The organism is Streptomyces sp. PA03-5A (genome assembly GCF_033792725.1).
In the GTDB taxonomy this organism is placed as follows: Bacteria; Actinomycetota; Actinomycetes; order Streptomycetales; family Streptomycetaceae; genus Actinacidiphila.
Window position 1 is genome coordinate 114,994 of sequence record NZ_JARAVL010000027.1, and the last position, 20,763, is coordinate 135,756.

15 protein-coding genes are annotated in these 20,763 nt (G+C 73.5%); 10 read left to right on the forward strand and 5 right to left on the reverse strand.

Annotation, left to right across the window (positions count from 1 at the left end; genetic code table 11):
• Positions 1-61 precede the first annotated feature (61 nt).
• The 3 genes from PV410_RS30020 to PV410_RS30030 all read left to right on the forward strand — a co-directional run bounded on the left by PV410_RS30020 (position 62) and on the right by PV410_RS30030 (position 5,041).
• Positions 62-658 carry a TetR/AcrR family transcriptional regulator gene (locus PV410_RS30020; RefSeq protein WP_500328900.1) on the forward strand — a complete coding sequence of 199 codons (597 nt, stop codon included), beginning with the start codon at positions 62-64 and terminating at the stop codon, positions 656-658.
• 315 nt (positions 659-973) lie between these two features.
• Positions 974-1,939, forward strand: a complete 966-nt coding sequence (locus tag PV410_RS30025; protein WP_500328901.1) for a phosphotransferase family protein — start codon at positions 974-976, stop codon at positions 1,937-1,939.
• Positions 1,940-2,134: 195 nt separating this feature from the next.
• On the forward strand, positions 2,135-5,041 hold the full coding sequence (locus PV410_RS30030; protein ID WP_500328902.1) for a M4 family metallopeptidase: 2,907 nt from the start codon (positions 2,135-2,137) through the stop codon (positions 5,039-5,041).
• A 53-nt stretch (positions 5,042-5,094) separates the two neighbouring features.
• Here PV410_RS30030 and PV410_RS30035 read toward each other — a convergent pair whose 3' ends face one another.
• Complete coding sequence (locus tag PV410_RS30035) at positions 5,095-6,021, reverse strand: hypothetical protein (RefSeq protein WP_500328903.1); 927 nt, start codon at positions 6,019-6,021, stop codon at positions 5,095-5,097.
• Between the two features lie 128 nt (positions 6,022-6,149).
• Between PV410_RS30035 and lepB the strand changes: the two genes are divergently transcribed.
• The 4 genes from lepB (at position 6,150) to PV410_RS30055 (ending at position 11,099) form a co-directional block, all read left to right on the forward strand.
• Positions 6,150-6,896: a signal peptidase I gene (lepB, locus tag PV410_RS30040; protein WP_500328904.1), complete on the forward strand. Its 747-nt coding sequence runs from the start codon at positions 6,150-6,152 to the stop codon at positions 6,894-6,896.
• A gap of 132 nt (positions 6,897-7,028) precedes the next feature.
• Positions 7,029-7,817: an IclR family transcriptional regulator gene (locus PV410_RS30045; RefSeq protein WP_500328905.1), complete on the forward strand. Its 789-nt coding sequence runs from the start codon at positions 7,029-7,031 to the stop codon at positions 7,815-7,817.
• 475 nt (positions 7,818-8,292) lie between these two features.
• Positions 8,293-9,555 (forward strand): PP2C family protein-serine/threonine phosphatase, encoded by a 1,263-nt coding sequence (locus tag PV410_RS30050; protein ID WP_500328906.1) that lies wholly within the window; start codon positions 8,293-8,295, stop codon positions 9,553-9,555.
• Positions 9,556-9,614: 59 nt separating this feature from the next.
• Complete coding sequence (locus tag PV410_RS30055) at positions 9,615-11,099, forward strand: SpoIIE family protein phosphatase (RefSeq protein ID WP_500328907.1); 1,485 nt, start codon at positions 9,615-9,617, stop codon at positions 11,097-11,099.
• 148 nt (positions 11,100-11,247) lie between these two features.
• On the opposite strand, the gene PV410_RS30060 is transcribed toward PV410_RS30055, so the two are convergent.
• Positions 11,248-14,697 (reverse strand): S8 family serine peptidase, encoded by a 3,450-nt coding sequence (locus PV410_RS30060; protein WP_500328908.1) that lies wholly within the window; start codon positions 14,695-14,697, stop codon positions 11,248-11,250.
• A gap of 169 nt (positions 14,698-14,866) precedes the next feature.
• On the opposite strand from PV410_RS30060, the gene PV410_RS30065 reads away from it, so the two are divergent.
• Positions 14,867-15,862 (forward strand): helix-turn-helix transcriptional regulator, encoded by a 996-nt coding sequence (locus PV410_RS30065; RefSeq protein ID WP_500328909.1) that lies wholly within the window; start codon positions 14,867-14,869, stop codon positions 15,860-15,862.
• 202 nt (positions 15,863-16,064) lie between these two features.
• Positions 16,065-17,804 (forward strand): ubiquinone-dependent pyruvate dehydrogenase, encoded by a 1,740-nt coding sequence (poxB, locus tag PV410_RS30070; RefSeq protein ID WP_500328910.1) that lies wholly within the window; start codon positions 16,065-16,067, stop codon positions 17,802-17,804.
• A 42-nt stretch (positions 17,805-17,846) separates the two neighbouring features.
• Here the strand turns inward: poxB and PV410_RS30075 are convergent, their stop codons facing one another.
• Positions 17,847-18,725, reverse strand: coding sequence for a DMT family transporter (locus tag PV410_RS30075; RefSeq protein ID WP_500328911.1), 879 nt, complete (start codon positions 18,723-18,725; stop codon positions 17,847-17,849).
• Positions 18,726-18,858: 133 nt separating this feature from the next.
• On the opposite strand from PV410_RS30075, the gene PV410_RS30080 reads away from it, so the two are divergent.
• Entirely contained in the window at positions 18,859-19,299 is a 441-nt protein-coding gene (locus PV410_RS30080) for a GNAT family N-acetyltransferase (protein WP_500328912.1), read from the forward strand.
• Positions 19,300-19,344: 45 nt separating this feature from the next.
• Here the strand turns inward: PV410_RS30080 and PV410_RS30085 are convergent, their stop codons facing one another.
• On the reverse strand, positions 19,345-20,106 hold the full coding sequence (locus PV410_RS30085; protein ID WP_500328913.1) for an MBL fold metallo-hydrolase: 762 nt from the start codon (positions 20,104-20,106) through the stop codon (positions 19,345-19,347).
• A gap of 154 nt (positions 20,107-20,260) precedes the next feature.
• Entirely contained in the window at positions 20,261-20,464 is a 204-nt protein-coding gene (locus PV410_RS30090) for a cold-shock protein (RefSeq protein WP_018557881.1), read from the reverse strand.
• Positions 20,465-20,763: the final 299 nt, after the last annotated feature.

Here is a 20,763-nt window from a genome sequence, read left to right on the forward strand (position 1 = left end):
GTCATGTTTGACAGCCTTGCAAACTTTGACGGAGCCGTCAAAGATGAATTACCGTGGGCGCATGGCTGGACGGCGTCAGTTCGATGAGCAGCACACCCTGGGCCGGATCCTGGACGTCTTCTGGAACCAGGGGTACGGAGCGACCTCCATGCAGGACCTGGCGACCGCCACGGGCGTGCAGCGCGGCTCGCTCTACCACGCGTACCACGACAAGGAGACGCTGTTCCTGCGCGTCTTCCAGGACTACGCCGACGCCTTCGTCGCCGAGGCCGCCGCCACGCTGGACCAGCCCGACGTCCGGCGGGCGCTGGAGGACTTCTTCGACTTCACCATCGCCTCCATGACCCACGGCACCCCCGCCCGCGGCTGCCTGTCGACCAAGACCGCCACCGACACCCAGGCGGACGCCGAACCCATCCGGGCCGCGATCCGCGACCTGCTGGACCGGCTCGAGGGCGTCATGGCCGAACGGCTCTCCCGCGGCGATGCGGCCGGCCTGCTCGCCGTCCCTCCCACCGAGGCCGCGCGGGTCCTGGTCACCATGACCCGCGGCACCGTCGTCATCGAGCGCGTCTACCAGGACGCGGACCGGCTCCGGGCCACCGCGAGGTCCCTGATCACGATGGTGCTCGGCGCACGGCAGCAGGCCACCGCCTGATCAACGGGCCCGGTAGGGTGCCCGGTTGACTTTCTCCGCTCCCTGGAGAGAGGGGATTCCTACGGCTCGCGCTGTAGGGTTTCCTGCTTCGTCGCCGGCTGCCCGCCCGGATTTCTCCGTTGAGGTCTTACACCGGCTCCACAGGCTGACACCGTCAGTCCGACGGCCAGCAGGTGCATCAACCAGTGAGCACCTGCTGCATAATTGGGGATGGACACCGGTCCGCCGTCGCGGCGAACCAACCTTCCCCGCCCCGCCCCTCAGGGGTTCGATTCCTCCCCGTGCTGAAGGGCAGAGTTCCACGAAGGAGATTGGATGACCGCGGCGGAGGGGAACGAGCCCGGCTGGACGGACACGCGCACCTGGGTGCAGCGGCACCTGCGCGACGGGGAACACCTCGAGTCCGCGGAGCCGCTCCGCGGCGGCTGGACCTCGCAGATGCGCCGCCTGCGGGTCACGGGGCCGGGAGGCGGACGCCAGTTGGTGCTGCGTTCCTTCGTGGAGCCCTTCTACCTCCGCCACGCGGAGGGCCTGCTCACCCGTGAGGCGCGGGTCCTGGCGCTGCTCGGCCCGACCGCCGTCCCCGCCGCCGAGTTCCACGCCGTCGACGCGACGGCGGAGCACTGCGACCATCCGTCGCTGCTCATGTCCCACCTCCCGGGGGAGGTACGCCTGGCGGACACCGACGCCGGGGCGCGGGCGTGGCTGCTGGCCCGTCAACTCGTCCGCATCCACGGGCTCGACGTCGGCGAGACGGACCGGCCCCGCACCTACCAGCCCTGGACGGCGCCCGAGCGCGTCCGCCCGCCCGGGACCACGAGCCGTCCGGACCTGTGGGCCCGCGCGGTGGACGTCATACGCCGCGACCCGCCCGCCCACGAAGGCCTGTTCCTGCACCGCGACTTCCACCCGGGCAACGTCCTGTTCTCCGGGCACGGCGGCCACCTGCGCATCTCGGGCGTCGTCGACTGGGTCGAGACCTCCTGGGGCCCCGCCGACCTCGACGTGGCCCACTGCGCCACGGCACTCGCGCTGTTGCACGGACCCGTTGCGGGACTGCGCTTCGCCGACCTCTACACCGCCGCGGGCGGCCGGCTGGCGGACTCCCCCGGCGCCCACCTCTACTGGCGGCTCCTGGACGCCCTCGCCTTCGCACCCGACGCCGAGAAGGTCGCCGTCCCCTGGCGCGAACTCGGCCGCACCGACCTCACCCCGGCGACGCTCGCGACGCGCCTGGAGACCTACGTCGCGGCGCTGCTCGCCCGCTACGGCGACGCCTGACCCAACAGGCGGGCGTCCGGTGCCGGACACCGTTCCCATCTGTGCAACTGCGCGTACTCCCCCCGGTTTTCGTCTTGTCACCCGGGTGTGATCACCACGAGGGTGCAGGGCGAGCCGCGGGCGCGAAGGTGCGCCGTGCATCCGATGTCCCACTACCGAGCCCGGGTCACTCCGGGCTGCCGGAGGCATTCGTCCATGTCAACACGCATACGGCCCAGACCGGTTCACCGATCCGGCCGCACCGGCCTGTCCGTCCTGCTCGCCGCCGCCGTCGCCCTGGGCGTCACCGGCCTGACCGGCCCCGCCCACGCCGCCGACCCCACCACCGGCACCGGCACCGGGGCGGTGCCCGCGCCGCAGCCGGCCACCGACACCCCCGCCCTCGTCGACGGCCTCACCGACGCGGCCGACGCCTCCGTGCCCGCCGCCACCGCCGCCCGCGCCCACCTGGCCGGCCACCGGGACCGCTACCGCATCCCCGCCCCCGACCGCGACCTGACCACCGACGCCGTCACCACCGACGCCGACGGCACCGAGACCGTCCGCCTGGGCCAGAAGTACCGCGGCATCCCCGTCCTGGGCGCCCAGTACGTCGTCCGCATGAACCACAAGGACGGCAAACGCACCGTCACCGGCACCTCCGGCTCCTACTTCACCGCCCTCGACCTCGACACCACCCGCCCCACCCTCCCGGCCCCCACCGCCGTGCAGCGCGCCGTGCGCCAGGTGGCGGACTCCCTCGCCCGCGGGCCGCGTGCAACCGGCGGCGGGGCCGCACCGTCCCGCTCCGCGACCACGGCCGGTCTGACCGGCACCGACCGCGGGCTGACCGTGCTGCCCACCGGCAAGGGCGTGCTCGCCCGCCACATCACCGTGCGCGGCACCGACCCCGCCACCGGCGCCCCCGTGGTCCAGGAGGTCTACGTCGACGCCGCCACCGGCGTCCTCCGCTTCGAGGCCGGAGCGCTGCGCACCCTCACGGCCGCGGCACCCGCCACCGGAGCGGCAGGGAACGGCGCTTCGACGAGAGCCGCGACTTCCACCGCTCCCGCTACCGCACCGGCGGGCGTCACCGGCAGCGGCAGGCTGCTCAGCGGCACCACCGTGCCGCTGAACCTCAGCAAGGACGCCGCCACCGGTCAGTACCTGCTGCGCGACACCGCGCACATGGCCGACACCAAGACCCACAACGTCATCCAGACCTGGGACGCCTCCAGCCTGTGGTGGATGGACCTCGACGGCGAGTGGCCGGAAGGCGTGGTCCCGTTCGCGATGCCGACCACGAAGGCGCCGCAGGAGATGACCGACAGCGGCGCGGTGGACGCCCACTGGGCGGCAGGGAAGGTGTACGAGTTCTACCGCGGCACCTTCCGGCGCGACAGCCTCGACGACGACGGCATGGCCATCAACTCCCTCGTCGGCGTCACCGCCGAACTCGGCTACCCCTGGGTGAACGCCTTCTGGGACGGCAGCAAGATGGTCTACGGCACCGGTGACGACGAGTACCGCTCCCTCGCCTCCGACCTGGACGTCGTCGGCCACGAGATGACCCACGGCGTGGTCGAGCACACCGCCGACCTCGTCTACGCCGGCCAGTCCGGCGCCATGAACGAGGCCATCGCCGACTACCTCGGCAACGCCATCGACGTCACCGTCAGCCGCACGCGCATGGACGACCCGGACGCCGGTCTGATCGGCGGCGACCTGTGCCGCACGCTGACGCCGAAGGAGTGCGCCTTCCGCGACCTCAACGACGGTGCGGGCACCGCGGACTTCATCAGCATGCCGCTCGGCTCGCGCAACGACCAGGGAGGTGTGCATCTGAACTCGCACATCTTCGGCGGTGCGCTGTGGGACATCCGCGAGAGCCTCGGCGGCGAACTCGCCGACCAGATCGTCTACAAGGCCCTCACCTCCTACATCACCCCCCTCGACGGCTTCACCGAGGGACGCGACGCCGTCATCGCCGCCGCCAGGTCGCTGCACGTCAAGGGCGACCGCCTGGCCAAGGTGAAGAAGGCCTTCGACACCCATGGCATCGTCCCCGGCTGGGAGCAGGACCTGGGCCTCGACAGCGACGTCCTGCTCGGCCGGCTCGGGACCCTGGAGACCGGTCTCGCCAATGACATCGGGCCCGCCACGGGCGGCGGCTGGTGGGCGGTCCCCCGCTCCAGCGCCGACAGCGCGGCACCGTACTCCGTGTGGACCGGCCGCACCGACGGCAAGGGCAGGCCCCGCCAGGTCTCACCGGAGGACGGGCGCTACCACCTCAGCCCCGTGACCGACGGCAAGCGCGTGGTGTGGCTCGCCGTCGGCGACACCTACGACCTCATGTCCGCCCCCGTGACCGGCGGCCCGGCGAAGCGGCTCTACAGCACCTCCTCCGCCTCGATCGGCAGCCTGAGCATGGACGGCGACACGGTCGCCTGGTACGAGAACGACGACCAGGCCCACACCACCCTCCGCTACCTCAAGGGCTCCGACCCCGCCCCGCGCACCGTCCCGCTGAACCGTCCCGACGCCACCGCGGGGGACGCGGACGTCCGGGCCGAGTCGCCCTCCGTGAAGGACGGGCGCATCGCCTACACCGTCAGCGGCTGGTGGGGCGACGACCCCGGCCACCGGCGCGCCGTCGTCGACGTCTACGACACGCGGACGGGCAGGACCGCGCTCGGCACCCCGGGCCGCGCGGTGTGGACCAGCCCGCCCGTGGCGACCTCCTCCGGCGTGTACTGGCTCGCCGACGAGGACCCCTTCGACGAGGGGCAGTCGGCCCTGCGCAGGAGCGGCCTCGACGCCACGGGCACCACGGACGTCATCCCCGCGACCTCGTCCGCGACCATCGGGGCCTGGACCCTGACCGCGTCGGACACGGCCGTCACGCTCACGGTCGACCCGATGGCCCCGACGGGCCTGCCGTACCTGGACACGAAGCTCTACCAGTACACGTCCGAGGGCGCGCCGCTGGGCCGCGTCTCGTGCGCCCCGGGCCGGCAGACGCACGCGGTGGCCGCCACCGGCGGCCGTGTGCTGTGGCTGGACACGACCACCACGTCCTTCGACCTGGTGACCCGCAACCGCCCGGCGGGCGAATGCCGCTGACGGTACGTCCGGTGGGCCGGGGCGCCGCCCCGGCCCACCGGGAACGGGCGCCGTCAGCCCGGCATCGGCAGCTCCACCAGAGCGGCGAGTTCGGCGCGCGTCGCCGGCCGGAGCGTCGACAGGACCAGGCGGGCCGCGGGGAGCCCGGCCTCGCCGGACCCTTGCAGGGTGACGGTGTGGACCAGGTCGTCGCGACGCAGCCGCAGTTCACGGGTGGGGTGGTCGCCGCCGTGGACGATCAGCAGGCGGCCGCCCCCGTCGTCGCGGCAGCGGATCTCCTGGCCGAACGGAACGGGGCAGCCGCGCGCGTCGACGCGCCGCGTGTCGTGTCCGGCGCGTTCGACCTGGAGGCCCAGGGCCGGGGAGTCGGTGCTCTCGTAGCGGGCGCCGAAACCGTCGGCGCTCGCGCCCCCGACGTGCAGCGTGTAGCCGGGCGGCGGGTCACCGACTCGCAGCAGGACGCGGTCCACGCCGTTGGCGCTCAGCCATGCGTCGAGGGTGGGCGGGCGTGCGGCGTCCCAGGCGGCGTACGCCCCGCCCGCCGCGAGGACGCCGGCCGCGGCGAGAGCGGTGAGCCGGGCCCTGGCGCCGGGCAGGAGGAAGGCGGCGGCGAGCGCGTGACAGGTCCCTCCCGCGGCGAACAGCACGCCCCTGTCCGCCAGGTGGCCGACGTGGTGGAGCACCACGGCCACGGCGAGCGCCCCGGCGGTTCCGGACGCGTACACCCCGGCCGTCCAGCCCCACAACCCCGCCGCCCGTCGGGTGAGCGGCACGACGGGCCGGGCGGCGCGGGCCAGCCCTGCGAGCAGGGCCGCCGCCAGGGCCACCCCGCAGGCGAGCACGACCGCCAGGACCGCCGGCCTGCCGAGGAACAGCGCGAAGAGCACCGCCTGGAACTGGACGGCGGTCAGCGCGCAGCCCACGCACCAGACCGCTGCCAGATGTGCGGCCACGGCGGTCGCGTCGTTCTTCCCGATCATGTCCTTTCACCACGCGCGGGCCGGTGCCCCGGTTCCCCGCCCGCGGGAGAGCGGGGCGGGAACTCCTGATCGTTCAGGTGTACGGGCACGTACCGCGCCCGTCGTACCGACACCGTGAAGGAGCAGGCATGACCGCTGGGGAGGACGGCCGGACGGGGTTCCGCGGCACCGGGGAGGGCGCACCGGAGGCGCCGGCCCGCCGGAGACGGCCCCGAAGGGTCCGGGCGCAGCGTCCCTGGTGGCAGGAGCTGCCGATCCTCGTCGTCGTGGCACTGGTCATGGCCCTGGGGATCAAGACCTTCTTCGTGCAGGCCTTCTCCATCCCGTCGGGTTCCATGCAGAACACCCTGCAGGTGGGCGACCGGGTCCTGGTCGACAAGCTCACCCCGTGGTTCGGGGCGACCCCACAGCGCGGCGAGGTGGTCGTCTTCCGCGATCCCGGCGGCTGGCTGAACGGCCAGCCGCAGCAGAGCGGCGGCAACGTGATCACCAAGGCGTTCGCATTCATCGGACTGGCGCCCTCCTCCGACGAGCGGGACCTCATCAAACGCGTGATCGCGGTCGGCGGCGACACCGTGGAGTGTGAGCGCGGCGAGCCGGTCATGGTGAACGGAAAGCCGCTGGACGAGCCGTACGTCTACCCCGGCGCCACGCCGTGCGACGACCTCCCGGTCGGAAAGGTCACGGTCCCCGAGGGCCACCTGTGGGTGATGGGCGACCACCGCGACGCCTCGTGGGACTCACGCGCCCACGTGAACGAACCCGGAGGGGGCTTCGTGCCCCTGGACGACGTGGTCGGCCGCGCCTTCGTCGTCGCCTGGCCGGTGCCACGGTGGTCCACGCTGCCGGTGCCCGCGACCTTCGACCGGTCCTGACCTGCGGCGGCCCAGCCCCGCACGGCAAGGGCCGCCTTGCTTGACCCCTCGCAGCACGGCACCGACAGTAGGGAGGTGCCACGATGCGGGACCGCTTCCCGCCATGCGAGGACGAGAGAAGGCGATGCGCCCATGAGCGCCGATCGCGATCGCAACGGGGCGGCGAACGGCTCCGTGCAGGTGGTCCAGAAGTCCGCCCAGATCCTGGACTGCTTCTCCGCGACCACCCCCCGCCTCCAGGCGTCGGAGATCGTCCGCAGGACCGGGCTGCCGTCCTCCACCGTCGCACGCATCCTGCGCACGCTCGTCCGGGAGAACCTCCTCCAGCGCGAGGGGACCGCCTACAGCATCGGTCTGCGGGTGATCGCCTGGTCGGCCGCGGCCACCGCCGCCTCGGACCTCATCGCCACGGCCAGACCCCTGGTGACGGCCCTGCGGGACCGGTGCGGCGAGTGCTGCGGCCTGCAGGTCCGGCAGGGCGGCAGGCGCGTCACCGTGATCTGGGCGCAGTCGACGCACTCGATCGTCTACCGGGGCCACGTCGGCCAGGTCATGCCCCTGCAGCCCAGCGCGGCGGGCAAGGTCTTCATGGCCTTCGACCCGGAGGTCCTCGCTCTCGTCCTGGACGAGGGCCTGACGGCCCGTACCCCGCGGACCGTGGTGGACCCGGCGGTCCTGCGGGGGCAGCTCGAGGAGGTCAGGGAGCAGGGCTGGGCGTTCTCCGAGGAGGAGCTCGAGCCCGGCCTGAACTCACTGGCCGTCCCGGTCCGCTCCAGCGAGGGCCGGGTGATCGCGGCGGTGAGCCTCGGGGGACCCTCGCACCGTGTCACCTCCGCCCGGGCCAAGGACCTCGCGGTCCAGGCGATCGACTGCGCGTCGGCCATCGCCGAGGGGCGGATGTGGCGGGGCAACGACGGCTAGCGCACGCGGCGCGCACCCGCCGCGTCCCGGCGCCGACCCGGTTGCCTTGACGATGTCCCATGCGGGTCGCACAGTGGATACCGCATTGCGGCAATGGCTTCCACGATGCGGCAAAGTGAGGACGGTGGAGCCATGATCCAGACGAGTCCGCGCGCCTGCCGGTGTCCGGACACAGCCGGTGTGGGCTCCGTTCACCCGCCCCTGGCGCCCGGCGGCGACGGATGCCCCGTCATGGACCGGCGGCTGCCGGTGTTACCGCCCGCCCCGTACGGCCCCACCAGGGCGGCCGCGTCCCGGTCCCCCCGCGCAGGCCGCCCTTGACCGTCCCGGCCGACCGGCCGGACCCCCACCGGGCCGGGTGACGTCCCGTCCGTCCGCAGGGACGCGGCCACGCGTTCCCACCGTGCCGGAAGACGCAGGCGCACCGCATGCGTCCCGTCCGCGCACGGCGTACGAACCACCCGCAGGACCCCCCATGAATCTCTTCTCTTCCCCCGTCCCGACAACAGGGCAGGCAGGGGCCCGCATCCGCCCATCCGGAGCGCGGCTCGCCGGCGGACGGGGGAGGCACCTCAGGCGCGCCGGCCGGGCCGGCGAGCGCGTCCCCAAGCCGGGCATCCACACCCAGGTGTCCCTGCCGGCCGGACTGATCGCGGCGATCACCCTGGCCGGGTCCGTCGCCCCCGTGGCCATCCACCTGTCCCCGCTGCTGGTGGCCGCCCCCACCTCTACGGCCGCGTTCGCGCGCGCCCGGTTCACCGCGTTCGTGGCCCTCGTCGCCAGCGCCGCGATGCTGGTCGTCGACCGCCACGACGGGCTGCTGCACTCGTCGGTCCTGCCCATCCACATCGGTGCGCTGCTGGCGGTCTCCGGCTTCGTCATCGCCGCGCGCACGCTGCACGACCGCGACCTGAGGGAACTCAACGAGGTGCGGGCGGTTTCCGAAGCGGCCCAACGGGTGTTGCTGCGGCCGATCCCGCCACGCATGGGCCCGCTGCGGGTCGCCTCCGTCTACCGTGCGGCCGCCGCGCACGCCCTGGTGGGCGGGGACCTGTTCGGCGCCGCCCGCACCGGCGGGACGACGAGGTTCCTGATCGGCGACGTCCGCGGCAAGGGGCTGCCGGCCGTGGAGGACGCGTCCGTCCTCCTCTGCGCGTTCCGCGAGGCCGCCCACCACCACGCGACCCTGCCCGGGCTGGCGGCCTCGCTGGAACTCAGTGTCGAAAGGCATCTGGCCCAGCTCACCGAGGCCGACCCCGAGGCCGGTGAGCGCTTCGTCACCGCCCTCCTGGTGGAGGTCCCCGACGACACCGACGTCGTACGGGTCGTCAGCTGCGGGCACCCGCCGCCGCTGGTGCGGCACTGCGGCCGGGTCACCACCTTGGAGGCGCACCGGCCCGCACCGCCCTTCGGGCTGGCGGGCGACGCCCCGGACGACTACCACCTCGACACCTTCGCGTTCGGCGCCGGGGACACCCTCCTGCTGTACACCGACGGCGCCATCGAGGCCCGGGACGCCTCGGGCGGCTTCTACCCGCTCCACGAACGGGCCGGCACCTGGAGCTGGGAGGCGCCGGACGAACTGCTGCGGAACGTCGGCGAGGACCTGGACGCCCACACCGGGCGGCACCTCGACGACGACCTCGCGATGGTGGCGGTGCAGCGCCCGTCCGTGCCGGGCGCCGGCCAGGGCCCGCCCGCCCCGCGGTCGCACCATCCGGCGGAGGCCGCCCCGTGACCGGCGGGCGGACGGTGCGGGCGAACGGACGCACCGGTCACGGCAGGGTGCTGGCGAGCATGACCGCGCTCCGGTTCCCGTGGGGCATCGGCCCCCTGCTGCTCCTCGGCTACCTCGGGGCCATCTGCGCGGTCCAGCTGGAAGCGTCCTCGGGCGGCCTGGTCCGATGGTCGCAGTACTCGGCGTTCGTGCCCCTCGTGGCAGCCTCCCTGCTGCCCGTCAGGCGCACCTTCGTCATCGGCGCCGCCACGCTCGCCGCCAGCGTGGTGATCTACGGCTTCGCGATCCGCGGGGTGTCGGTGGGCGGGCGGACCGTGGTCATCCTGGCGGCCGCGCTGTCCTTCGCCCTCAGCCTCGTCCTGTGCCGGGTCCGCCTGTGGCTGCAGCGCCGGCAGTGCGCGGCCGCGGGGTCGTGCTTCTCCGCGGAACCCGCCGTCACGGCGTCGGCGGAACCCTCGCACGACGGGAACAAGATCGCCCCGGCGCCCCCCGACGGCCTTCCGGTCACGTCCCTGCCGCGGTCGGCGGCGGTGGAGGTCGTCGGCCGCTGCCTGCCCGCCTGCGACCATTCCGGGCCGAGTGCCCACTGGCTCGACGCCATCCCGCTGCCCGGCGCCCGGGTCGCCCTCGTGGCCGGCTCGGTCTCCGCCCAGGACGGGTCGGCGGCGGGCGAGGCGGCGGCCGAACTGCGGGCGGCGGTGCGCACGCTGGCCGACATCGACCTCCAGCCGGACGAGTTGCTCACCCATCTCGACGACGTGCTCGGCCGGCTGCGCCCCGCGGGCACGGGCGTCAGCGCCGCCTGCCTGTACGCGGTCTACGACCCGGTGTCCGGCCGGTGTTCGCTCGCCGGCGCCGGGCACCCCGCGCCGGTCGTCCTCACTCCCGACGGCGCGGTCACGACGGTCGTGCTCCCGCCGTCCCGGCCCCTGGGGAAGGCACGGCCGTCCTCCGAGGCCACCGAGCTGGACCTGCCCGCGGGCAGTCTCCTGCTGGTGCACACCGACACCCGCCTCGGCGGGCCGGCCACCGAGGAACTGCTGCGCACCCTCACCAGCGTCCGGCAGGAAGGCCCCACCCTCGACGCCGTGTGCCGCTCCGTCCTGCGCGCCCTGCCCGAGGCCGACCGGCCCTGCACCGCGGTCCTCGCCGCCCGTACCCGCACCTTCGACAGCTGCGCCGTCGCCACCTGGGACCTGACGGCCGACCCCGCCGCCGTCTCCCACGCGCGCAAGCACGTGGCGGGGAAGCTCGCCGCCTGGGGGCTTCCGGACGCCACACCGACGACGGAACTCATCGTCAGCGAACTCGTCACCAACGCCATCCGCCACGCCCTTCCGCCGGTCCGGCTCCGTCTCATCCGCCACGACGACGGCCTGACCTGCGAAGTCTCCGACAGCAGCAGCACCACGCCGCACCTGCGGCGGGCCCGCACCCTCGACGAGAGCGGCCGCGGACTGTTCATCGTCGCCCAGCTCACCCAGCGCTGGGGCTGCCGCCACACCCAGGAGGGCAAGACCATCTGGGCCAAACAGCCCTGCTGAGCCGTCATCGCCGTCGGCACGGAACGGCCGACGGAACGAGGAATGCGGAACGAGGAACGAGGAACGACGAACAGGGGACGACGAACGCGGCGGTCCCGCGCCCGGGGAGCCCGGGCGCGGGACCGCCTGTGTCGGCCGCTCGCAGGAATCACTTCCGTACGGTGAACTCCCCCGTCAGCGCGCCGAGCCGGACGCTGTAGGTACCGGCCGTGCCACGGCGCACGGTGAACTCGACGCGGACGTCGTGCCCGGCCCGGACGCGGACCGTGCTGCGCTGCTCGACCGCGTCCCCGACCAGGAGCACGGCCTCGTAGTCACCGGTCCGCTCGCCGACGTTCTTGACGCGGGCGGAGACGTGCACCGCCTTGCCGGCCCGGGCGCCGTGCGGGGTCACGGACAGCCCGCTCAGCGCGAAGACCGGTTCCGGGCCCGCGACCCGGTCGTGGACGAAGACGTCGTACCGGCGGTTGGTGTCGTCGGCGACGAGGTTCGTCGCGGCGCTCTCGAACGCCACGTACCGCCCGTCCCCGCTGAGGGAGGGGAGGTCGGACGCGCCGTCGGCCTCCGCCCCCTCCAGACCGGTGGACACGCGCTCGGTCGTACCGGCCGTGCGGTCGCGGACGAAGACGTCCACCTGCCGGTTGGTGTCGACGGTGGCGAGGTTGGTCGCGTAGCTGTAGAAGGCGACCTTGCTGCCGTCGTCGCTCAGCGCGGGCGCGAAGGCCCAGTCGTCGGCCGGGGCCTCGGCGGAGTTCACGGAGACCTGCTCGGAGGTGCCGGTCCGCAGGTCCTGGGTGAAGAGCTGCCAGTTGTTGGTGAAGGCGACGACCCGGCCGTCGGCGCTGATCACGGGACCGGTGTTCTCGCCGGGCCGCGGGCCGGGCACCAGGGTGGTGGTGCCGGTCTGCCGGTCGCGGACGAAGACGTCGAGTTCGCCGTCGGTGTCGCCGGGCACCAGGTTGCCCGCGGCGCTCTGGAAGGCGACGTAGCGTCCGTCGGCGCTGACCGACTGCTCCCTGGAGGCGCCGTCGCCGGGACCGCCGTCGGCGCCTTGCGAGATCCGGCTGGTGGTGCCGGTCTGCCGGTCGCGGACGAAGACGTCGGTGGTGTTGTTGGTGTCGCCGGGCACCAGGTTGTCGGCGTCGCTGTTGAACACCGCGTAGCGCCCGTCGGCGCTGAGGGCGGGGGCGGAGGACAGCCCGTTGCCCTGGGTGTCGTCGGAGGCGACGGACACGCGCTCGGTGGTGCCGGTCCTGCGGTCGTGCACGAAGCTGTCGGTCTGCTGGTTGGTGTCGCCGGGCACGAGGTTGGTGGCGCCGCTGTTGAAGCCGACCCACCGCGCGTCGGCGCTGAGCGTGGGCGTCAGGGAGAAGCTGTCGGCCTGGGCGCCGTCGGAGGCGACCGACACGCGTTCGGTCTCCCCGGTGTTCAGGTCGGTGACGAAGACGTCGAGTTCGCCGTTGGTGTCGCCGGGGGCGAAGTTGGAGGCCGGGCTGGCGAAGGCCATCGCGGAGCCGTCGGCGCTCAGCTTGGGCCACCACGCCTCATGGTTGCCCTGCTTGCCCTCGGAGGTCAGCGACACGCGTTCGGTCGCGGACGGCCGGGGCAGTTGCAGGGCGGCGCGGGCCGCAGGACCCGATCCGCGGACGACGACCCGTACGGGCTTGGAGCGGGAGATCCCCGAGGCGTTCGCGGACACTTCGTAGGCGCCGACGGGGACGTCGCGGATGGTGTAGCGGCCCTCGCGGTCGGTCGTCGCCTTCAGCGGGTCGGGGACGTCGAGGACGGTGACGGTCGCCCCGGGCACCGTGGAGCCCGTCGGGCCGAAGGTGACCCGGCCGGTGATCACCCCGCGGCGGGTCCGGTCGAGCCGCGGGGAGACGTCGGTGTACCGGTCGGTCCGCACCCGCGCGGTGATCTCCTGCGCCACGTAGCCGAAGCGGGTGAGCCGCAGTTCGTGCGGGCCGGCGGCGAGGCGCAGCTCGAACCGGCCGTCGGCGCCGGTGGTGACGGTGCGTCCGCTACTGGTGAGGGCGACGGTGACTCCGGCCAGCGGACGGCCGGTCCTGGTGTCCTTGACCGTGCCGCGCACGCCGCTGCGCAGCGCGGCCTCCTTCACCGCGGCGTAGGCGTCGATGCGGCCCCAGCCGTAGCGCGGGTTGGGGCGCGCGCCGTAGCGCTGGTCGAAGAAGGAGGTGCCGGTGAGGATGCCGAGGGCGTCGTCGACGGTGAGGCCGGGGCGCGCCTGGAGCATCAGCGCGACCGTGCCGGACACATGGGGCGTGGCCATGGAGGTGCCGCTGAGCAGCCCGTACTCGCCACCCGGGAGGGTGGACAGGACATCCACGCCGGGGGCGGAGACGTCAGGCACCACGTACGACTGCGGCCATTCGGCGGGCGCGTCGATCCAGTCGCTGCGGTCGACGACCTCGCCGCAGGAGAAGTCGGCCACGTCGTCGGCGTCATCGGTGGCCCCGACGGACACGGCCTCGTACACGTTGCCGGGGCTGGCGGAGCCGCTGACGCACTGGTTGCCGATGGCAAAGGAGGGGAACACGCCGGCGCGGTAGATGTTCCGGGTGGGCTCGATCAGTTCGTCCGCGTAGCCCTCGGCCCCGAGCGACATGCTGACCACGTCGGCGGGTTCGCCTGCGGGCCTGCCCTCGGCGTCGTACGGGGCGATCGCCCACTCCATGCCCGCGATCACCTGGGCGAGCGTGCCCGAGCCGCCGGGGATGATCAGTCCGGCCATGAGGTCGGCGCCCGGTGCGACGCCGATCGCGGTGCCCGAGGCGTCGCCGCCCGCGATGGTGCCCGCCACGTGGGTGCCGTGGTAGCTGCTGTCGTGCGGGAGGGAGGCCACGGGCTCACCGGTCCCGCTGAACTCCAGCCAGCCGCCGGGGTGGGCAGGGTCCTTGGCGTCGTCGGTGGTGAGCTTCCCGGCGAGGTCGGGGTGGTCGATGTCGACGCCGGTGTCCAGGACGGCGACGCGCACGCCCTCGCCGGTGGGCCCCTGCTCGGCGCGCACCTTGTCGACGCCGATCTTCGTCAGGCCCCAGGTGCTCGGCGCGGCGGCCGCCGCGCGGGTCGCCTTGGCGTCCTTGTCCGGCTCGGCAGGGGGCGCCTGGAGGGTGAAGTTGGGGATGATGTGGTCGACCGGGGCGAGGGAGGCGAGCTCCTGGAGGGTCTGCGGCGTGACCTTCACCAGGACCATGTTCTTCAGCCAGAAGGTGTTGAGCACCTGGTCGCCGCGCGACTCGACGAGGTCCACGACCGGGGACTGCACGGACCGTGCGCTGCGGGTGAGTTCGTCCCGCACCGCGCCCGGGTCCGCGGCCTGCCCGGGGAGTCCTGCGCGGTCGCGCAGCACCACGGCCGCCTCGACGCGTCCGTCACCCCGTGCCCGGACGGCGTCCATCCTGCGCAGCAGCGTGGGGTCGATCTTCTCCCGGCCGGCCTTCACCGGGCCCGGCGCCACCGGACCGTTCTCCTGTGCCGCGGCCGGGAGCGCCGTGAGCAGCAGCGTGCACAACCCGAGGGCCGGCAACCAGACGCGGTGGCGCCGTTGTCGGAGCGAGCGGCGGGCGGGCGGCGGCATGGGCGCTCCTTCGTGCGACGTGTGTCCACGTCCTCGAACCGGAATGTCGACGTACCGCGGGGAACGCTGACATCCGGTTCACCGGGCTGACAAGATGATCGCCGGGCGACTTCCCGTCAGGTGACGGAAGTACGACACATGAAGAGAGCACGAAGGCGGACCGCGGACCATGCTCGAATCCATCGGCCTGAGCCGGCAGGACGAATCGGTGTACGAGTCCCTCGTGCGCCGGGTACACGCCACGGTCGCAGACCTGGCCCACGACTGCCGGCTGCCCGCTCCCGCGACGCGGCGCAGCGTGCGGTCGCTGGTCTCCCTCGGCCTCGCCGTGCGCTCCACCGGACGCCCCGTCACCTACGCCGCGGTCTCACCGGACAGCGCCCTGGAAGCCGTACTGCGCGACAGGGAACGGGCGTTGAACGACGTGCGCTCCCATGTCTCCGGCCTGATGGACCTGTACCGCGCGGGCACGCGGTTCGTGAACCCCGGCGAGCTGGTCGAGGTCGTCTCGGGGCGGGACGACGTCAACCGCCGCTGGGCGCAGCTCCAGCAGAGCACGCGCACGCAGGTCCGGGGCTTCGACCGGCCGCCGTACGCGTCGGTCGAGGAGCACACCGAGCCCAACCCGATCGAGCTCGAACTGCTCAAGCGCGGCGTCGCCTACCGCGTCATCTACGACAGCACCGTGCTCGCCCTGCCCGGCTGGCTCGCGGACGTCACCGTCGGCGTCCGGCACGGCGAACAGGCCCGGGTCGCGGCCGGCCTGCCGATGAAGCTGGCCATCTCCGACGACCGGCTGGCCATCATCCCCCTGCTGCGCCCCGGCGACGACGCGGTGACGGCGTCCTACCTGATCCACCCCTCCCCCCTGCTCGACGCGCTGATCGCCCTCTTCGAGGCGGTCTGGGAGCGCGCGGTTCAGGTACGCCTCCCGGCGAACGGCGCCTCCCCGGGAAGGCTGGAGCCGGCGCCGGACGGGCTGTCCGCCGAGGAGGCGAAACTGCTGACGCTGCTCGCCGCGGGCGCCACCGACAAATCGGCCGGCCGCGCCCTGGGTTGGAGCGAACGGACCGTCCAGCGCCACGTCACCCGGCTCATGCAGCGCTTCGGCGCCCAGACGCGTTTCCAGATCGCCATGGAGGCCACCCGCCGCGGGTGGATCTGACAAGGCTCCGCCCGACGCCCCGGCGCCCCGGCGCCCCGGCGCCCCGGCGCCCCGGCGCCCCGACGCCTCACGCGCCGCGTCCCGGCGAGACCCTGCAGATCCTCTGAGCGCCGTGTCGCTCCCGCGGACCGGACGGGATGTCACAAAATGTCCGGGGTGCCGCGGGCACCGCGCCGTTCCGACGAGCCGCCAGGGAGTCCTCTTGGGTACCACCGTCGCAGATGTCATGGTCGCGGCTCTCGCATCCTCCGGTGTACGGCGGGTGTACGGCCTGCCGGGGGACTCGCTGAACGGCTTCACCGACGCCCTGCGCCGCAACGGGACCGTCGCGTGGGCCCACGTGCGGCACGAGGAGACCGCGGCCTTCGCCGCGGCGGGCGAGGCCGCGGTCACCGGACGGCTCGCGGTGGCGGCGGGCAGCTGCGGACCGGGGAACCTGCACCTCATCAACGGGCTGTTCGACGCACAGCGCAGCCGTGTGCCGGTGCTGGCGATCGCCGCGCACATCCCGCGGGCCGAGATCGGCGGCGAGTACTTCCAGGAGACGCATCCGCAGGAACTGTTCCGCGAGTGCAGCGTCTACCGCGAGATGGCGAGCCTGCCGGAGCAGGTCCCGCGGCTGCTGCGCATCGCGATGCGCTCGGCGCTGGAGCGCAGGGGCGTCGCGGTGCTGGTGATCCCGGGCGAGCTGTTCCTGGCCGGCATCGACCTGCCTGTCCCGCCCCGGCCCGTGGTCGGGACCTCCTCGCACGTGCGGCCGGACGACGCCGCCCTTGCCCGCGCCGCGGAGGTCCTCAACAGGGCGGAACGGGTCACCATCCTCGGCGGCGCGGGCTGCCACGACGCGCACGACGAGGCGGTGGCCCTGGCCGACGCGCTGAAGGCGCCGACGGTGCACGCGCTGCGCGGCAAGGAGTTCCTGGAGCACGACAACCCGTACGACGTGGGTCTGACCGGCCTGATCGGCTACAGCTCCGGCTACCGGGCGATGGAGCACTGCGACGCGCTGCTGATGCTCGGCACCGACTTCCCGTACCGCCAGTTCTACCCGGGCCCCGACGTGCCGGTCGTCCAGGTCGACGTCCGCGGCGAGCACATCGGGCGGCGCACCGACGTCGACGTGCCGCTGGTCGGCACCGTCAAGGACACCGCCGCCGCGCTGCTCCCGCTGCTCCGTCCCCGGGCCGACCGGTCCTTCGCCGACCGGATGACCGGCCACTACCGGAAGGTGCGCGGCCGGCTGGACCACCTCGCGGCGGCCGGTCCTTCGGACTCCCCCATGCACCCCCAGCACGTCGCCGCCACCGTCGACAAGCTCACGACCCCGGACGCCGTCTTCACCGCCGACGTCGGCACCCCCACGGTGTGGGCGGCCCGCTACCTGACGATGAACGGCCACCGGCGGCTCATCGGCTCGTTCAACCACGGCACGATGGCCAACGCCCTGCCGCACGCCATCGGCGTCCAGGCCTCCCATCCGGGACGCCAGGTCGTGGCCCTGTGCGGAGACGGCGGCCTGAGCATGCTCCTCGGGGAGCTGCTCACACTCCGTCAGCTGAACCTGCCCGTCAAGATCGTGGTCTTCAACAACACCGCGCTCTCCTTCGTGGAGCTGGAGATGAAGGCCGCGGGCATCGTCAACTTCGGCACCGACCTGGGCGAGGCGGACTACGCCGGGGTCGCCCGGGCGGCGGGGCTGTTCGGCGCCAGGGCCGAACAGCCGGGCCAGCTCGCCGAGGCGCTCTCGGCCGCGCTCGACCACGACGGCCCCGCGCTGGTCGACGCCCGTACCGCGCGCCACGAGCTGTCGCTGCCCCCGAAGATCACCTACGGCCAGCTCAAGGGGTTCACCCTCTTCGCGACCCGAACGATCCTGTCCGGGCGGGCGGACGAGATCGTGGAGCTGGCGAAGACCAATCTGCGGGATCTCGGCTTCGACTGAACGCGCGGCGGGGCGGGACCGCGGACGCCCGCCGGGTGCCGCTCAGCGGGGTGCGTCCGGCGCCACCAGCGTGCGGACGAGCGGGACCCGGACCAGGACGAACGCGCCCGCCACCACGAGCAGCGCGCCCAGCAGCATGGGCAGGAGCCACCAGCCTCCCCGCAGGCGCTCCTCGAACACCGTCACGCCCAGCGCGAGGCTCACGGTCGCGTCCCCCAGCGTCAGCGCGGGCTGGGAGGCCACCAGGGGACCGGACTGCATGGCGTTCTCCAGGAGGAAGACGGCCGCGACCCCGACGAGCGCGAAGCCGTAGGTCTGCCACGCGGTGAAGAAGGCGGCCGCACCGTCGGTGGTCCACACCTGCGTGGCGTCCTTCAGGAGCCCGGCGGTCAGCGCGTAGCAGATGGCCGCCGACAGGCCGAAGCAGGCGGCGCGCACCCGGCCCTCGGGACGCCGGACGGCGGTGCCGACCAGCACCAGGACGGCGGCGGCACAACTCGGCACCGCCATCGCCCACAGGCCGGTGCGCGGCCGGTCGACCCCGCCGCTCGGTGACGCGGCCCACAGCCCCACGCCCAGCCCCACCACCATGGCGGCGACGGCGGCCCAGCCACGCGGCGGAAGCCGGCGGCGCAGCACCAGGCCGCCGATGAACAGGGCGAAGGGCAACTCCAGGACGAACAGCGGCTGGACGAGCGAGAGCGCGCCGTTGAGCAGGGCCAGGGCCTGGAACGCGGCCGCCGCGATCACCGCGCCGAATCCGGCGAGCCACACGGGCTTGCGCAGCAGTTCGCCCATGAGGGCCGGACGCAGCCCCACCGAGAGCGGGACCGTGCGGGCCGCGTAGCGCTGGAGCACGGTGGCCAGGGCGTTGCTGACGGCCGCGAGCAGCGCGAACAACACGGCAAGGGTGGTCTGCACCAGGGCTCTCCTCCGGATCCCGGCCCACGCTAACCGCTGCGCTCCCCCACCGCGCCGCGCGACGCGTCGCAGGCCGTCCGGCCTCCGGCAAATGCGGTTGACGCCGCTCGCCGTCCACCGGTTTCCTGCTGCGATGTCGACCCTTCGCATCGAACGGCCCCATGGCGACGCCATGCTCGAGGACTGGCGGTTCGTCCACAACACGATCATCCCCACCGGCCCGCTCTCCCTCGACGACGTGCGCGAGCGATCGCAGCGCAACCACCTGGAGGTCGCCTACCTCGGTGACGCCGTCGTGGGCTGCACGACCGTGCGGCCGCCCACCGGCGAGGAGGCCACGGCCACGGTCATCGCCCGGGTGCTGCCCGACCACCGGGGGCAGGGCTTCGGCATGCGGCTCTACACCCGGGGGATCGACCGGGCGCGCGAGTTGGGCGCGGCGGCGGTCGAGACGGTCGTCCTGGCGTCCAACACCGAGGGGCTGCGTTTCGCGGAGGCGCGGGGCTTCGTCGAGGTCGAACGCTACGTGCTGCCCGGGGACACCATCGCCTACGTCACCCTGCGGCTGGCCTGAGGCCCCCACCCGTACCCGCGGCCCGCTGACCCCGGCGGAGCACGGTCAGGAGCGGTCCGCGGGAGCGCTGCGGCGCAGGTAGCGCTCCGCCACCTCGCGCAGCCGGTCACGGCCGAAGCTCCGCCCGTGGCCGGGGTGGACGACGGAGACGTCCAGGTCGGCGAGGAAGGCCGCGGTGCGCCGGTAGGCCGTCACGTCGGACTCGGGCAGGTCGTCGACGAGGTAGCCGTCGTAGACGGCATCGCCGGAGTACAGCGCCCCCGTGCGCTCCTCGAGGAGGGCGACGGAGCCTGGCGTGTGCCCCGGGAGGTGGAGGACGGTGAGGGTTCGGTCGCCGAGGTCGATCCGCTCGTCCCCGCTCAGGGTGCGGGTGAGGGTCACCGGGCCGATGCCGTAGCTGCCGGGGTCGTACCCGGGGCCGGGCAGGGCGTCGAGGAGGAGGTCCGGGAAGGACGCGCCCACGTCCTCGGTGCCGAGCCGTTCGGCGAGTTCGGGCCCGTACAGGCTCGCCGGCACGCCGCGCGCCAGAGCCACGGCGTCCGCGGTGTGGGCGACGCGCTCGGTGAACTCGTGGGCGCCGCCGACGTGGTCGAAGTGTGCGTGGGTGAGGAGCAGCAGCGGCTCCCTCGCGAAGACGTCCGGGACCTCCCGGCGCAGGGGCACCACCCCGAGACCGGCGTCCACCACGAGGTCGCGTTCGGAGCCGTGCAGCCACCACACGTTGGCCTTCACGATCTCGTGGGCGTGCGGCTCGCTGATGCGGACGATTCCGTCCTCGACGTCGCGTCGCTCGTACCAGTGCGTCATACCGCCCCAGTGTCCTCGCCCCGGACGCCGGCCCGGAGGCGGGGTCCACGAGTGGGGCAGGGGCGGGGCCGAAGACGGGGACGGGGTGGCCAGGCCTCTCCGGCAGCCATGTGCGCGCTGCCGGTGACGACCCGGCCACCCCGGTCGCGGACCGTCAGTTGCGGATGATGTTCTCCGCCTGCGGTCCCTTCTGTCCCTGGGTGACGTCGAACGTCACGGCCTCACCCTCGACCAGTTCGCGGTAGCCGTTGCCGGCGATGTTCGAGTAGTGCGCGAACACATCGGGGCCACCTCCGTCCTGTGCGATGAAGCCGAAGCCCTTTTCCGAGTTGAACCACTTCACGACGCCTGTCGCCACCGCGTCCATCCTTCACGTGCCAGCCGCCGAGCCACGCCGACTGCGTGACCCGGAGTCGCCTCCTGACGGAGACGGCCACGGAGCCCTGTTTACCCGACGCGGCGCGTTTTTACGCCGGGTCCTCGCATCTGTACGTCCCCTGCCGCAACGGACCGCCCCGCGGCGGGCATCCCGGGCCCCCACCCGGCGGACGGACCGCGCTAGTGTCCTGAGTCGTTGTTTCGCTGCGTAAGTCGGTGGTGGTTCGTCATGATGGGCGGATGGCGAGGACGGGACGGCCGAAGGCCGAGTTGGTGCTG